This window comes from Cytobacillus sp. IB215316 (genome assembly GCF_033963865.1).
Classification (GTDB): domain Bacteria; phylum Bacillota; class Bacilli; order Bacillales; family SM2101; genus Nanhaiella; species Nanhaiella sioensis.
In genome coordinates this window covers 179,032-194,788 of record NZ_JAXBMC010000004.1, presented here as the reverse complement: position 1 = coordinate 194,788, position 15,757 = coordinate 179,032, and the positions used below count along the sequence as shown (strand labels likewise).

The 15,757-nt window shown below is 35.6% G+C and carries 18 protein-coding genes; all 18 read right to left on the bottom strand.

From position 1 onward, the window contains the following. Nucleotides 1–204: 204 nt before the first annotated feature. Entirely contained in the window at nucleotides 205–711 is a 507-nt protein-coding gene (locus SLH48_RS09825; protein ID WP_320257998.1) for a hypothetical protein, read from the bottom strand. 263 nt (nucleotides 712–974) lie between these two features. Continuing rightward, on the bottom strand, nucleotides 975–1,139 hold the full coding sequence (locus SLH48_RS09820) for a hypothetical protein (RefSeq protein WP_320257997.1): 165 nt from the start codon (nucleotides 1,137–1,139) through the stop codon (nucleotides 975–977). 8 nt (nucleotides 1,140–1,147) lie between these two features. Then, nucleotides 1,148–1,555 (bottom strand): hypothetical protein, encoded by a 408-nt coding sequence (locus SLH48_RS09815; RefSeq protein ID WP_320207445.1) that lies wholly within the window; start codon nucleotides 1,553–1,555, stop codon nucleotides 1,148–1,150. A gap of 471 nt (nucleotides 1,556–2,026) precedes the next feature. Continuing rightward, nucleotides 2,027–2,227: a hypothetical protein gene (locus tag SLH48_RS09810; protein ID WP_320257996.1), complete on the bottom strand. Its 201-nt coding sequence runs from the start codon at nucleotides 2,225–2,227 to the stop codon at nucleotides 2,027–2,029. 361 nt (nucleotides 2,228–2,588) lie between these two features. Beyond that, a complete protein-coding gene (fabZ, locus tag SLH48_RS09805; RefSeq protein WP_214480940.1) occupies nucleotides 2,589–3,023 on the bottom strand; it encodes a 3-hydroxyacyl-ACP dehydratase FabZ in 435 nt (144 codons plus the stop codon). Between the two features lie 18 nt (nucleotides 3,024–3,041). After that, nucleotides 3,042–3,335 carry a DNA-directed RNA polymerase subunit beta gene (locus SLH48_RS09800; RefSeq protein WP_250886507.1) on the bottom strand — a complete coding sequence of 98 codons (294 nt, stop codon included), beginning with the start codon at nucleotides 3,333–3,335 and terminating at the stop codon, nucleotides 3,042–3,044. A 257-nt stretch (nucleotides 3,336–3,592) separates the two neighbouring features. Continuing rightward, nucleotides 3,593–4,441 carry a flagellar hook-basal body protein gene (locus SLH48_RS09795; RefSeq protein ID WP_214480839.1) on the bottom strand — a complete coding sequence of 283 codons (849 nt, stop codon included), beginning with the start codon at nucleotides 4,439–4,441 and terminating at the stop codon, nucleotides 3,593–3,595. Between the two features lie 72 nt (nucleotides 4,442–4,513). Further along, the gene (locus SLH48_RS09790) at nucleotides 4,514–5,353 is read right to left on the bottom strand and encodes a flagellar hook-basal body protein (protein ID WP_214480840.1); all 840 of its coding nucleotides are present in this window, start codon (nucleotides 5,351–5,353) and stop codon (nucleotides 4,514–4,516) included. Nucleotides 5,354–5,540: 187 nt separating this feature from the next. Then, nucleotides 5,541–6,542 carry a rod shape-determining protein gene (locus SLH48_RS09785; protein ID WP_320257995.1) on the bottom strand — a complete coding sequence of 334 codons (1,002 nt, stop codon included), beginning with the start codon at nucleotides 6,540–6,542 and terminating at the stop codon, nucleotides 5,541–5,543. 246 nt (nucleotides 6,543–6,788) lie between these two features. After that, nucleotides 6,789–7,064, bottom strand: coding sequence for a sporulation transcriptional regulator SpoIIID (spoIIID, locus tag SLH48_RS09780; RefSeq protein ID WP_214480842.1), 276 nt, complete (start codon nucleotides 7,062–7,064; stop codon nucleotides 6,789–6,791). 419 nt (nucleotides 7,065–7,483) lie between these two features. Continuing rightward, on the bottom strand, nucleotides 7,484–7,696 hold the full coding sequence (locus SLH48_RS09775) for a hypothetical protein (protein WP_320257994.1): 213 nt from the start codon (nucleotides 7,694–7,696) through the stop codon (nucleotides 7,484–7,486). 98 nt (nucleotides 7,697–7,794) lie between these two features. Next, nucleotides 7,795–8,670 (bottom strand): M23 family metallopeptidase, encoded by an 876-nt coding sequence (locus SLH48_RS09770; RefSeq protein WP_320257993.1) that lies wholly within the window; start codon nucleotides 8,668–8,670, stop codon nucleotides 7,795–7,797. 205 nt (nucleotides 8,671–8,875) lie between these two features. After that, a complete protein-coding gene (spoIID, locus tag SLH48_RS09765) occupies nucleotides 8,876–9,901 on the bottom strand; it encodes a stage II sporulation protein D (protein WP_320257992.1) in 1,026 nt (341 codons plus the stop codon). A 216-nt stretch (nucleotides 9,902–10,117) separates the two neighbouring features. Then, nucleotides 10,118–11,428 carry a UDP-N-acetylglucosamine 1-carboxyvinyltransferase gene (gene murA, locus SLH48_RS09760; RefSeq protein ID WP_214480845.1) on the bottom strand — a complete coding sequence of 437 codons (1,311 nt, stop codon included), beginning with the start codon at nucleotides 11,426–11,428 and terminating at the stop codon, nucleotides 10,118–10,120. Nucleotides 11,429–11,464: 36 nt separating this feature from the next. Continuing rightward, nucleotides 11,465–12,205, bottom strand: a complete 741-nt coding sequence (locus tag SLH48_RS09755) for a YwmB family TATA-box binding protein (protein ID WP_320257991.1) — start codon at nucleotides 12,203–12,205, stop codon at nucleotides 11,465–11,467. Nucleotides 12,206–12,376: 171 nt separating this feature from the next. Further along, nucleotides 12,377–13,384 carry a nuclease-related domain-containing protein gene (locus SLH48_RS09750; protein ID WP_320257990.1) on the bottom strand — a complete coding sequence of 336 codons (1,008 nt, stop codon included), beginning with the start codon at nucleotides 13,382–13,384 and terminating at the stop codon, nucleotides 12,377–12,379. A 350-nt stretch (nucleotides 13,385–13,734) separates the two neighbouring features. After that, nucleotides 13,735–13,968 carry a DUF1146 family protein gene (locus SLH48_RS09745; protein WP_214480848.1) on the bottom strand — a complete coding sequence of 78 codons (234 nt, stop codon included), beginning with the start codon at nucleotides 13,966–13,968 and terminating at the stop codon, nucleotides 13,735–13,737. Nucleotides 13,969–14,242: 274 nt separating this feature from the next. Beyond that, a complete protein-coding gene (gene nuoN, locus SLH48_RS09740; protein ID WP_320257989.1) occupies nucleotides 14,243–15,754 on the bottom strand; it encodes an NADH-quinone oxidoreductase subunit NuoN in 1,512 nt (503 codons plus the stop codon). Between the last annotated feature and the right edge of the window lie 3 nt (nucleotides 15,755–15,757).

Genomic DNA, 15,757 nt, shown 5'->3' with positions numbered 1-15,757 from the left:
TATCACTTTGTTACAACTTACCATACAACAATGCGTCTCATGCATGGTGGCATACACGCTAACCATAATAATATTAATTTGAGGTATTCCTAGGGTCTGACCTTACAATATATGTACTACATTTACCGTGAATGGAATCAATTTTTCAAAGTTGTAAGATTGACCCTTTTCAATATTTCGGCTCTATCACATCGTTGTGTCCTACTATTCATTCTTTCTATCATTTGGAAAAAGTATAAATGAAAAAACATTCCCCTTCATAACACTAAATCGTTTTAATACCCTTTGAATAGAGACTTCCATAAAACTATCTTCTACATGCAATGGTTGTAAGATATACTCTTTCATTCGTTTATTCCACTTATAGGTTAATAAGCGTATTTTATGATGTTCAAGGAAAATCGATGCAACTACTAATTGTTTTTTATCATTAGATAAAAAGTCTAGTTCAATGATGGAATTAGTTTTACAATAAAAGGCCGTGGAATGCGAGTGTGGTTTTGGTAAAGCAGATAAAGGTATTTGCACGTCATCGAAGTGATAAATAATTTGGCTAGTAATGACATCATCCAAATGCTTCAAATGTGTATTTTTATGATTATACATCGCTGGATCTTCATTAATGAGAATTTTGTAGAATGAACCATTTTCCTCTGTGTCGCTCCGCACTTCTGATACCGACACCTTTGTAAGGTAAAAGTAAATACTCACATAAAAACCCCCTAAAAAAAAGATAATATTTATTATATAGTATAATTATCTCAAATTTATGAAAAGATAGAATTTTTATCTAAATATTACTACTTTTAATCCTACCTACTATACTACCTTCTTTAAGTCTGTTCTTATAGAGTATGAATTTAATAATGAAATAGTTTTATAAGAGGGATGCAGGATTAAGTGTGGGGTAGTACCTATTGAATAAGGACAGTCCATATAGGGGTATGGTACCTGTCCATCGATACTTTATATTGTTAATGGTATAATTTAAAGTCTTTATCCTGTGTCATATCATCAAGCTCATCAATTCGTTCTTCTGCCGCATTAAGCTTATCCTGTGCTTGCTTCCCAATTTTTGTGAGATCATCAAGACTATATGCCTGTTCAGGTAATTCTTCTTCAAATGCCTGAAAATACAAGATTTCAGTTAATTTTTGTCGTTGCTGTTTTTTTTTACAGCCTTTGTTAATTGGTCAATATGGTATTTCGCTTCTGATTTACACGCATAATCAATATCTTCTATTTGCAGTTCATTAACTAGAGATTCGATTTGTTGTATTTGATCGTTTGTTGGTTGTTCTGATAAAAGCTTCTCAATTGTTTCATTAATTTTATCAGCGAGCTGTTCATGAAATAAAGGATTTTCTTTAATTTCATCTTCTATTTTATCAAACCATGATGCATTTTTGTCTGCATAGTGTCTCCAATGCTGAATAAAATCATTGGTATCATATTTTTCTTCATTCCACTCAATTTTGTTCATATACTGTTCGAATGCTGCAGATATTGAGCGAGAAATACTAATTTTTATACCGTGTGGAAGATTTTTGAACATTTACTATCCGTACCTCCAAAATTAATCTGACTAATTATTAATAATACCATATAGTTATTCAAAATGACAAATATTGAGGAAATTTGTTACATTGTGAAGAAGTATTTCGAAGTGGGTAGAATTCGGAGGATTATTTAGAATATACTTAAAAAGCTGTTTTCGTTTCTATTGTTATCCAAATTAGTACCATTCATCGTTGGACAAAAGAAAAGGTGCCACGAACGCTAGTTATATGCTTGTTTACTTCTTAATACGAAAAACAACGATCATAACGAAAACAGCTTTCGTAAACTTTGTTGCTATTGAGACTAATTTTCGGACAGCAATAAAAATTTATTTGCCATTGACCTCATGTCAAATGAGAAAGGTGCCACGAACGCTTACTTATAAGTATTTATTTCTTACAATCAATTCGAATACAGTCTAACGAAAATGAGCCCACAAAAGTGGGCATTAAAAGTAATACGTATATTATCCCTCTTGATTTTCTTCCTCTTCTTCCATCATATCTTCCTCATAAGTATTATTATTTAAATCTTCTTCAGGCATTTCTTCTTCCATCGGTGTTTCAGTCTCAGGTGGTGGAGGGTTTTCCGGATTCGTATTACAACCCGTAAATAGTAACGCAAATAATAATGAATTCATTAATGTTAATGACCATTTTTTGTTCATGAAACTCACTCCTTATTAATCCTCTTAGACATCCAAAGGTTTGTCTTTGAATATGTTTCCCAAAATTGATTAAAATTCTTCATTAAAAAATTGTTATTTTTAGGTAATTTTATATTCATTTGTATCTTCATTGCATTATTAACGACATTCGTATAAGAGTTGGTTTAGCAAGATCCTAAAAAACTTAGCATACCAAGGGCTCTTCTCGTAACCCAAGTTGATAAAAGGTCTAAGATGCCGCGAAACCTATTGTATACATGTATATTTATTCGTACGTAAAATAAGGTTTGCCTAAAAAGCAAAAAAAAGACTACCACTAGGGTAATCGTGTTATTACAACATTCTTTTTTAAAGAATACATTTACTCGGTTTTCTCACCAAGAGCAAACATAATTTCTGCTTCACATGCAACTTCTCCATCAACTGTAGCTACAGCCTTTCCCTTCCCTATGGAACCTCGCACACGAATCATTTCTACCTCTAGACGCAATTGATCTCCAGGCTTCACTTGTTTTTTAAATCTACAATTATTAATCCCACCAAAAAACGCTAACCTGCCTCGATTTTCTTCTTTTTTTAGCATAGCGACTGCACCGACCTGTGCAAGTGCTTCTACAATTAAAACACCAGGCATAACCGGAAAATCAGGAAAATGTCCATTAAAAAATTCTTCATTTGCTGTGACATTCTTTATACCTACAGCTCGTTTGCCTTCTTCTATTTCTAGGATCTTATCAACTAATAAGAATGGATAACGATGGGGTATAATATCTTTAATTGCTGTTACATCTAACATCATTCGGTAATCTCCTTCTTACTTTGTATCTTTTTCAACTAAATTAAAAATGTGCTGCCACGTAGATTTTTTCAATGCATCAGATGGGTCTCCATTTCCAATGACACCATAACCAACAATGGCACCTAATAACAGACTGAGAACAAGTAGCACAGCAACAATCATTAATTTTAACCAAATGGGAATTAAGCGAACACGAGCTTTCAGTTTTCTTTTACTCGTATGCTCTTCCCCTTGTTGTTTTTGTTCGTGTCGTTCTTGTCTCAATTGAGATCGCGTCTTTGTTTCAGACTGATTTGCATTCGTTGTCAATGATCTTTGCTCCTTTAGAATATTGATGCGTGTTCAAAAAGGAAGGGGGAATAATATCAAAACTGCATAACATGCTAAATAAACATCATCGTTGCCTTGTTCATTGGAAATTACTCCATAGAATAAATCAGAAAGCAATGTCTAGCATAGATTTATATTTCTACCTCCTGCTGAAACATTCTGTAATATTCACAGGACTAGCGTATCTTATTCAAAATTATTTAGCCGTATTTCCCTGATTTTTTGAACAATCTTTATTATCGAATTCCATTTACGAGGCCCATCATTTGATCAGCGATAGAAATCGATTTTGCATTAAATTGATACGTCCTTTGCGTTGCAAGCATTTCCGTCATTTCAGTTGATACGTCAACGTTGGACTGTTCTAATGTACCATTCTGTAGTCTAATTTGTTGCTGAAGATCGTCAGTTAATAATGTTAAAACTTCTTCTTCATCTAAGTTAAGCTGTTCTAGATTCGGTAATCCAAGTAAATTTCCACCGACAGACTGTAGTAGTTGTGGTCGATGTATTTTAACAATAGAAAGGTTATTGCCTTCTACTTTTTCCCCATCACTATTTATTAAGTTTATTGTACCATTTTCATCGATTGATATGTCTTGGTAATCATTTTCAATATTAATCGTGTTACCAGAGTTATCAAGCACAGGATATCCGTCACTCGTTACTAGTATCAATTCATCAGATCCTTCTTCAAGAGGTGAAAGATAGAGTGCACCATTTCTTGTATAATGAACAGCTTGCTCGCCATTATTTTCTACAGCTACACGAAGAAATTGTCCTTCCTCAGTAAAAGCAATATCAAGCGGGCGGTTTGTTTCTTTTAGACTTCCTTGAGCTATGATCATATTCGTTTGACCTAATTTCGATCCAGTCCCTATCCTAATACCATTAGGAGTTAAACGACCAACCTCTTGTTCCTCTCTTGGTTGATTATTATAATTCTGATACAACAGCTCGGTAAAGCTTGCTTGACGACGTTTATAGCCGACTGTATCTACATTGGCAAGATTATTCCCAATTGTGTCAAGTTTGTGTTGTAACTGACTCATCGTATTTGCGGCTGTCAAAATTGACCTATTCATTACATATTCCCTCCCAATAATCAGCAATAATAAGAGTGTATGCTCAATTGAACTACCGGTCTTAATTTATTTCTATCGTAGCCTTCCAATTTCATTTACTGCTTTATCCATACTTTTATCATATGCTTGTAATATTTTTTGATTTGCTTCAAACGCACGGTAGGAAGTCATTAATTCTGTCATTGTTTGTGCTGTGTCAACATTTGACCCTTCTATAAAACCCTGCTCAATATTAAATACAATATCTTCGTTTGTATTCACATTTGGCAAAGGCTGGTTATCTTCTGTTCTTAGCATACCGGTCTCATCTTTAATAAGGCTATTCGTGTCAGCTGCATAAGCGATATTTATTCGAGCAATAGCCTCATTGTTTTCTAACACTGTTCCATCGCTGCTAACTGTAAATTGACCACTGCCCACATTTATCGGTGCGTTATCTTCATCAAGGACATAATAACCACTACTAGTTGTTAAATTCCCTTGGCCATCTATCGTAAAATTACCATTCCTAGTGTACAAAGTGTCACCATTTGCGCTTTGTACCGTAAAAAATAGTCCACCTTGATTATTTGTATTTTCATTAGTTGGTACAAATACATCAAGTAACGCTAAGTCAGTATGTAATCCCGTTTCTCTCAAGTCACCTTGAGTGAAGTTTGGTCTAGTTTCCTGTAAATATACACCTGTATTAAGTTCACCAATTGGTTTTGCAAAAGGAAGGTTCTTCAACTCTTGTCCTGGAATAGAATTCGTACCTAGTTGCTGCAATAGCATTTCTGGAAATGCTCGTAAGGACCCTTGTTCTGCTTTATAACCTGGTGTATTTGCATTTGCCATATTATTTGTTAACATATCCGCTTTTCTCTGCTGTGATATCATCCCTGATGCTGCTGTGTAAAATCCACGTAACATTGTTATCACCTCATCCTTAAATCTATATATCTGTTATCCATGCGCTGCTCTTTTCGTAAATTTTGCTACTACTAAACACAACAAGTGATTTATGCGTTTGTCATCGTATGATATAAAAAAAGATGCCATGAATTCTATTTGTGAACTTGTTTAATTTTTTGTGCGTAAAACAACAATTAGTAGCAGCTTAGCCGTAATTACGTACTGGAAGCTTGTCCAAATTCTCAAGCATAATACCAGTACCAATTGCCACACATTCCATTGGATTTTCTGCAATAAGTACAGGAACCCTCAGCTCATCAGACAATAGCTGATCGATGCCATGTAATAAGGCTCCTCCGCCAGTTAAAATGACTCCGCGATCAATGATATCTGCAGATAATTCTGGTGGTGTTCGTTCTAGTACGCTTTTTGAAGCTTGGACGATAAGTGCTACAGATTCATGCAATGCCTTTTCAATTTCTTCTGATCTGACCGTAATTGTTCGAGGTAATCCAGATACCATATCACGTCCACGAATATCTATTTCCTCATTACGTGCCCCAGGAAATACTGTTGCTACTTGAATCTTAATGTCCTCTGCTGTACGCTCACCAATTAATAACTTATATTCTCGTTTTATGTATTGAAGAATTTCCATATCAAGCTTGTCCCCTGCCATTTTTAACGAAGAAGATGTAACGATATCTCCCATTGATAAAACAGCAACATCAGTTGTACCACCACCAATATCAACGACCATATTTCCACTCGGTTGAAAGATATCCATACCAGCACCAATTGCTGCTATTTTCGGCTCTTCCTCTAAAATAACTTTTTTTCCGCCGCTTTTCATCGCCGCTTCTCTTATCGCCTTTTGCTCGACCGATGTAATATTCGTCGGACAGCATATAAGTATGCGTGGCTTAGAAAGAAAACCTTTTACATCTAGTTTATTAATAAAATGCTTAAGCATTGCTTCGGTGATTTCAAAATTCGCAATGACTCCATCTTTTAGTGGGCGAATGGCTGAAATATTTCCAGGTGTTCGACCAACCATACGTCTTGCTTCTTCACCAACTGCTAACACTTTTTCTAAATGACGGTCAATGGCAACAACGGATGGTTCGTTCAAAACAATTCCTTTTCCTTTTACGTGAATGAGCACATTCGCTGTACCTAAGTCAATTCCGATATCTCTAGCAAACATTATTATAAGCCTCCTTGCAAAATTCCCGATACTTTCTCTAATTTTATATTTTATCACAAATTTACGCCTAGAAGGCAATGATGTAAAAAAATAGTCGAATTTTAAGAGTTAGATCAAATATATGAAAAGAGGATGCCTCAATTGAGTGTGATTTCATATTATATTCAGGATTTATTAATCATTGTTATTTAACATATAGGCTATAAAACCGAGCTCTACCCAATTCATGATTCATCCTCTTTCTTTTTATCGGACAGTCTCTTCTTCTCGTTCACCCTCTTTCTTATATTTTAATTTTGTTGCTTCTCCACCACGTAGATGACGTATTGATTTATGGTAATCTAATATTTCCTTCACTTCATTTGCAAGTTCTGCATTAATCTCAGGTAATCTTTCTGTTAAATCCTTATGAACAGTACTTTTGGAAACGCCAAATTCTTTCGCTATTACACGAACGGTTTTTCTCGTCTCCACGATATACTTACCAATCTTGATAGTACGCTCTTTGATGTAATCGTGCACACCACTCGCCCTCCCTAAATTGGATGTGAGAAGTGTCAAAGGAGACTCGTTTTCTTTCCAACGATTAAAATGCTCTAATTTGTTACGGCAGTAATAAGTTGTTGTATAAATGAAATAAATTATATCGTTATCATAAAACCCAAGCCCCTCACCTCAAACACTCTCTTTTATCAGGTTTGTAACATTTTATTAGCTTGGATGATTATATATTCCATAAAAGTCAAGAGGGACAAGGGATTTGTTAATTTTTTGTTCAAATTACAACCATGATCCTTTTTGAAACTAAATTTCCGACAAAAGATCCGCTATACTGCAAACAGGAAATAACTTATTTGACGATGTAAACAAATGTATTTTTGTATGTTCATACAAGATTATTTTCCATAAAGGTATAAATTGTTACAAAGCAATGGATGTCTTCACATTGATTGTTTTTTTGCACATAGATATAAACACGAAACACCTAACGTTCGAGGAATTTTTTTGTTAGGTTGTTGTCGTGTTAATTGTTGCATTTTGTAGTTAGAGCTAAATAAGAATATAGCTATCGTTCGAGGCATCTTTTCTTCTGTACAACGACTAACAATAGCAACAAAGTTACGAAAGGAGCTTTTAGCTAAAATAATGGTCACCTAAAACCACCAGTAAATTGACAACAAACAAAAAGCCACTCTCTAATGAGAATGGTCATAATTGTATCAAGCTATTCACTTTATACTAAAGCAGATAATTATGAATCTTTATCTTCTTTTTCATCTCCTGGCTTTTCTTCTTCAGCAGGAGCTTCCTCTTCTTTTTCTTTTTCTTCAGCTGGTGCTTCCTCTTCTTCTTCCTCTACTTCTTCTTCAGCTTCTTTCTGCTCTTCTTCAGGCAATGTTTCTTCTTTCTTTCCTTCAGAAGCCTCTAGATCCATATTTTCATCTTCATCTAACAAAGAAGTGATAGGACTTCCAAATAAATTAATTGGATTGATCGCTTCGTCATTTTTACGTATTTCAAAATGCACGTGATTTTCTGCCTCACTATTTAAGAGACTTCTACCAGACTGTGCAATAACTTGCCCTTGTTCCACCATATCATTTTCTTGGACTTGGATATCAGCAAGTGATTGATATACAGTTACGATCCCATTTCCATGATCAATCTCTACAACATTCCCAAGGGTTGAATCAACGCTCGTTCTTGTAACAGTTCCACTAGCAGAAGCAACTACATCAAAGACACTATTATCCTTCGTTACAATATCAATACCTTTGTTTGGAATATATTGATTGTCATAGTACAACAGCGCTGCTTCTTGATCTGCGTCAGATGCATCGGCATCATAAAATTGCTTTTGAATTTCCATTTCTTCAACATTTGTCACTGGATACATAAAACTTTCAAGCGATTGTGTTACTGGTACAGAATCATCATCCACAAAGTAATCGGATTGCAATGATACATTATCAAGATCATATTGATCAGAATCTGCAACATTTTTGCTGTTTTGATACCAAAGGATAGCTGTTAGAATGATTGCTGCACTAGCAATATAAATTGCTGGAAGAACCCAACGACGTTTAAAAAATCGTTTCATTTTTGAGAATTTCTTTTCTTCTCTCATGAATTCATCACCTCAGCAACCATTTTGAACACATTTTCATATTTTTATACAATCTTTTTATATTTTTTTGATTTAATATCCCCATCATGTAAAAAATTATCCATAATAATTAAAAAAAGCCCTAAATTGGGCTAATTTTTTTCTTATTACAATGAAAGAGAGCTTTCTTAACTGATTTTTATTAATTTTACTCAGGATCAAATAATTAATTCTTCACGATAAAGTTCGTTAAATAAGGAGTTGCATCACTAATTTGCGCACCTTTGTAGTAGTGTGTAAGAATTTCTTGATATGTTTTTCCTTCTTCAGCCATTCCGTTTGCGCCATACTGACTCATACCAACACCATGTCCATAACCTTTTGTTGAGATGACAATTTGATCATTTTTACGTACCCATGTAAAATCTGATGAAGATAACCCTAATTGATCACGAACCTCTCTCCCTTTAAAGGTTTTACCGCTTATTTCTACAGTGTCAACACGTTTACCAGGTGTTCTTGCAATAATCTTTCCTACTGTACCATCGCTCGGTAATTTTATGTTAAGTTTCTGTTCAAACTCAGCCACCGTCATCGTTACTTGATTATGAAATTTTGGGGAAGTCTCATCCCAAGGACTTGCTACACTTGTTAAATAGGGGAACGGATTTTCCCAATAATCCTCCGAGTTTTCTGTAAACCCATTACTCGTTGAGAAAAAGGATGCTTCTATTGGGGTACTATCATAAGTTAATATTTGACCGGCAGTTGAACGTACAGCCTCTTGAAATTTTTCCATCTTCCGTTCATAATCAATCCCCCACAATTCCTTCAACTCATCTTTGTTTTTATATACTTGATGAAGTACCATATCTGTAACATCGGCACCCTCTGGTACGCCGACTGCTTGCCCACCTATCATCTTTTTAACAATATAAGTTCTGGCACTTAAACTTTGTGCTTTTAATGCCTCTAGCTCAAAATCTGCAGGCATTTCTGATGCTAGGACTCCAACGACGTATTCTTCAAGAGGGACATGCTCGATCGTTTTAGCTTGACTACGATAGACAGCCACTTCCACTTCGGAATTTAATGTGTTCGTAGTTAAGGTGGGAGAAGGTTCCAACTTCGATTCTTCAATGAGCTTTCCACCTTCCTTGGCTGAGAAAGGGAAAACTAACAATGAGGGGATTACAATAATCATGGCAAATAGTACAGAAATTAGTATAACGAGTGGTTTTACTTGTTTCATCGCTTCAAGCCTCCAAAAAGATTTTTTGTGTAGTCCTAAGATCTTTAAAACCACACTTCTATATATGCTTATGGAGGTGGACAACCTTTTATGATAAGAAAACCTAGTACTTTATCTCCCAAAAATACAAAAGCAACCTCAACGGTTGCTTTTTATTTTAAAATTATTTAATTATATACTTATTGTTACATTCATAGCCGTTGAAAGGATGGTCCTTTAAGCATTCACATCTGTTACATGCTGATCAAAAGGTATTAATTGATCTCTTTGAACCGTTACGCGTTCAATATCAGCTCCAAGGCCTGTTAATTTCTCATGAAAGCTCACATATCCACGATCCAAGTGCTTTAGCTCAGTAACCCTTGTATGCCCTTTAGCAGCTAATCCAGCTAAAATAAGAGCTGCTGCTGCACGGAGATCTGTAGCAGCTACTTCTGCACCTTGTAAATCAGAACGACCGTTAATAATGACTGAACGTCCTTCAATCTTAATATTACCATTCATTCGACGAAATTCTTCAACGTGCATAAAACGGTTTTCAAAAACAGTTTCAGTGATCATGCTAGTGCCTTCTGCACATAACAGTAATGACATCATCTGTGACTGCATATCTGTTGGAAATCCAGGATGAGGCATCGTTTTTAGATCTACAGCTTTTAACTTTTGAGGACCAATTACTCGTATGCCATCATGCTCCTCAGTAATCGTTACGCCCATTTCTTCCATCTTTGCTATTAATGAGCTTAAATGTTCCGGTACTGCTCCTTGTACGTATACATCACCGCCAGTAATTGCAGCTGCTACCATAAAAGTACCCGCTTCAATTCTATCTGGAATCACTTGATGTGTTGTTCCATATAAGGTTTTTACGCCTTCGATACGTATCGTACCAGTTCCAGCACCACGCACTTTTGCACCCATTTTATTTAAAAAGTTTGCTAAATCGACAATTTCTGGTTCTTTTGCACAATTCTCGATAATCGTTGTTCCTTCAGCTAATGTAGCTGCCATCAAAATATTTTCAGTAGCACCTACACTAGGGAAATCTAGGTATATTTTTGCACCTTGTAGTTTTCCATCTACCTTTGCATCAATATATCCATTACCAACTTTAACAGTTGCTCCCATGGCTTCGAAGCCTTTTAAATGTTGATCAATTGGTCTTGAGCCAATTGCACATCCACCTGGTAAAGCAATTTTTGCTTGACCATTCCTCGCTAATAATGATCCCATTACTAATACAGAAGCCCTCATCTTTCGAACATATTCAAACGGTGCTTCTATCGTTAACTCTCTAGATGCATCAACTATAATTTGATTATTGTTAAATGTTACGTCAGCATTTAAATAACGTAACACTTCATTTACCGTGTATACATCGGAGAGCTCAGGTACATCACTTATTATACTTTTTCCTTCACTCGCTAATAAAGATGCAGCGATTACAGGTAAAACGGCATTTTTTGCACCTTCTACTTTAACCGTACCACTTAACCTTCTTCCGCCACGGACGATGATTTTTTCCAAGGTATATTCCCCTCCGCGTCCATTTTCTATATAATATTAATATTCAGATGTTATGATAGGTGTTCCAACTACAACGTTAGTCCTCCCACCTAACCCTGTACTACGCAAGGCTACTTGTATATTGATCGGTTCAGTTTTTGTTGGAATAATATCTTTCCAATCATCAGTATATGCAGAAATTGAGACAAATGTCTCTTCGTTCAACGCCTCAATTGCTCTAGCATTAAATTGTTGTAGTATTTTGTCCGCTCGTTTATACAAAACCTCTTCAATCTTATCATTGAAATAGCCCTTGATACAAGTAAAAATTGTGACATCATCAGTAAAAATGTCAGCTATTCTGTTTTTTGTTGTGCTATTTACACTAGTCCAATCGGTGTGATTTCCTTTCACCTCATAAAATAGGTATGAATACCGATGTCCATTGTCATATGATGAGATGAGCTTTACAATTTCTGTTTGGTTTTTTTCCAAGTGCTCAAATGTCCCAACAGCTTCCCATTTATTTGAACTTTCAGAAATATCCCAATTAAAGTTGCCAGTCTTCTCCTTAAGCTCCTCTATCCGTTGTTCGAATTCCACCTGATCGCTGATTTCTAATGCCTGTCTACTGTAGAGGCTCCATTCTTCGATCGTAATATGATTATTTTCGTATACATTTGCAATTTCCTCTAGTTTATTTACAGACTCATTTGCACTAGTCATCGAATTTCCATAAATACTTAGTAAAATCATTACAATAAATAACATACATATTTTATGAAGCTTATTTTTCATCTCTCGCCACTTCCTCTCCTTATTTTCATTGTTGCCACATCAACGCAGTTCATACTTGGAAAAACTCGTCATCTTTAGACAAGAAAATAAGTGAAGGAAATGAAGGAAATACGTTACTATGCAAATGGGTTACTAATATGACTGTTAAGTATTAACCAGATAGCAGCTTAGTCATAACTTTGCGGAATGAGCCTTTATTATTTCATTTAGCTTCGAGAGTGAAAGTTCGTATTGTCTGTTTTTATAATTCCCAGAATGTTGTAGGTTTAGGGATACCAATATTTTTGTGGCAATGGATATGGAAGGTAGCTGAAGAAATTCACGTAATTGTTTGTTAGAAATGATTGGGCTAAAGAGGAGATATAAATCTTTTAAAGCATAAACATGAGCATTTTCAATATTCGATTTACATACGGGACAACTCCAAGCACCTCGTTGTCGATGTAACGGAAGGGTAGAACATATTGGACAATGAACTCCTGTAATGATCTCAGAAGGCTGAATGTGAAATTTTTGTAACACATCCGGATATGTTGGAGAATGTTGTTTTACGAGCAGTTGGATTATTTTGTTAAGGTCCCTCTTAGTTAATATTTCTTTTTTATATACGGAAGCTAGATCGTTTAGTTTAGCTGGGAGTGATGCAGCGTGGATCACTTTTTGAGAGGTTTCCTTAAAGTTGGAAGTGGTTTTTATAATTGTTGAAGGCTTGCTTATGACGATGAGTGATATAACTGGTATAGATGGATATTTATACTTCGTTAGCAAATTTTTCAGTTGACTTTCTTGCCTACTAGCTTGTAAAAAGGGGTCCGGAAATGCCTCTTCGTTTCCATCTAATTCTCGAATCAGCTGGTGAAAGGTTCGGTCGAATGTGAGTGTGCCAGAGATGTTCTTCACTTCAATAATGAGAATAAAACATGCTGATATGATGAGTGTATCTAGCTGAAAATAACGGTTTTCACCATCGGGAAATCTTAAATCATGTAGTATGAAATACTTTTCACTTGGGAGAAAGTCAAAAAAATAATCAAGCGACTTCTCTCCTCGAAAGCCAGCATACGCTTTTGCTAATTCTTCACTAAGCATCTCTTTTTTGGAGTGTGTAGGTGGCAACCGTCTTAATAAAGCCTCTAATTTTTCTATCTTAGGTGGGATTTGCCTTTCTTTTTTGATCATTCTATCACCTCACATTATTTTTTTGAAGAATTCTCCACCTTTTACTCGTTCTCCTTTAATTTTCTTACATTCTTTTCATTATCTTAGCAACAATAGAAGCTGTACTTGTCCGCATTTGGGGTTTTACTATCCGAACTTGGGGCTTTACTAGCCGGACTTCGCGTTTACTAGCCAAACTTGGGGCTTTACTATCCGTTTTTGGGGCTTTACTATCCGAACTTCGCGTTTACTATCCAATCTTGATGTTTTACTATCCAAACTAAGCACTTTACTATCCAATCTTGGCGTTTTACTATCCAAGTCATACGTGATACTATGCAAAGTTCACTCTAGGCAGTTTTAGCACAAATTTAGCTAAATAACGTTGTAATTTGTTTCGACCAGAAAAGGTAGTCTAAAAAGAAGTTACTAATGGTTGAACCGAGTGCAATTGTGATTAAAATAAATAATGTTCGAGCTTGAAATACACGATTTTTTTTAAAAAGCTTTTCAAAATTTAGCGATTGTAGTGCCCACCATGTAATTGTAATAAATATCAAATGTGATAGGATGCTAACAAGCGCATCTATACCATAATTTGTCATAATTATATACCTCCCATCGTTTTTCAGGTAGTTTGCTATTGATCTTCTTTACTTGAAAAGCTGCTCCGTTCATAGCATCTTTCAATTAGAACCACTGAGCCTTCCCACAAAAAGGAGAGGTAGCATTGTCCACCTCTCCTTCTATCTTATCAATAAACCCCTATGTTTGTGAATTCAAATGACCAATGGACGTTTCGACCGGTTTACTTTCTCTCCACCTTGCTTTCAATATCTCATTCCTAGAGCAGTAAAACTTTGTCCTTCTCGGCCTCAACTAGCGTACAAAATCATTAAAATAGTTAAAAGTATCGTATAAAAAGTCGAATGCAATGCCAGGCAGTAACCCTAGAAGAATTGTACCAATTGCACAAATGACGATAACAGCTATGACACCAAATGAGATGTTAAATGTACCTTGCGATGGCGCAGGACGAAAGAACATTTGCGTCAATATGCCGAAGTAATAGAAATAAGATATGACAGTCGTCACGATTAAAATCGATGCGAGTACGTAATGGCTAGGAACAGAAGCAAATGCGCTTATAAATATATTTAGCTTCCCAATAAATCCTGCTGTTCCAGGAATACCTGCAAGCGATAATATAAAGATGGTCATCGTCACTGCTAAAATTGGTGAGCGTTTATATAGACCAGCAAATTGGCTTATATCCTCAGAACCTGATTTATCAGTGATTAGTTGTAATACTGCAAATGCGCCTAAATTCATTAGTAAATACGCAGCTAAGTAAAACCAAATAGTGTCAATCATAAATGGTGAGAGTGTGACAAAAGCTACTAATACGTACCCAGCATGAGCGATACTAGAGTAGGCAAGCATACGTTTAACATTTCTTTGTTTTAACGCAATGGTATTACCAATAATCATTGATGCTCCTGCTAAGAATGCAATGTAATCTTGCATTTCGAAAAACATCCAATTCCCACTTGTTCCTCCTGCTGGTGTTCGTGGAAAGATGGATAAGAACAGACGCATAATAATTACAAAGCCAGCTGTTTTTGATACTACACTTAAAAACGCAGTTACTGGTGTAGGTGCCCCTTGATAGACATCTGGTGCCCACATATGAAAAGGTGCAGCTGCTAGTTTAAACGCTAAGCCAACGAACATAATTAAAAATGCCAATGATAACATGTATTGCAAGTTCGTATCGTAAATTGTTGAAAGCTGGTATGCAATTTCAATTACATTTGTAGTACCTGTTAATCCATAAATATAACTCATTCCAAACAACGTTAGTGCTGTGGCAATTCCACCATTTACTACATATTTCATCGCTGATTCATTTGATAGCTGATTCTTTTTGCGCAATCCAGCTAATATATATGATGAAATAGAAAGTAATTCAAGGCCGACAAATAGTGTAATCATATCTCCACTTGAAGTCATAATCATAGCGCCTAGTAGTGCAGTTAAAAATAAATAATAGAATTCACCACGGTATTCTAGCTTATCTTTTGGCTGATAGCTCATAGAAAGCAATAACACTAAGCCAGCACCTACTAGCAATAATAGCTTAAATGCTTTACCGAAAGAGTCAAGTCGATACGTATCATATAAAATGGATGTCACGTCTTTATCAAATGATCCTACTAAAAAGATAATAGCAACGACAATCCCAGCAATGCCTAACCACGCGAGTGGCTTACGACTTTTATTTTGCCCCATAAATAAGTCTATTAATGAAAGAAGGGTTGCAACACCGAGGATGACGAACTCTGGTGCCATAATTCCCCATTCGTAAGTAAGCAAAGTATCGAGATCCATCCC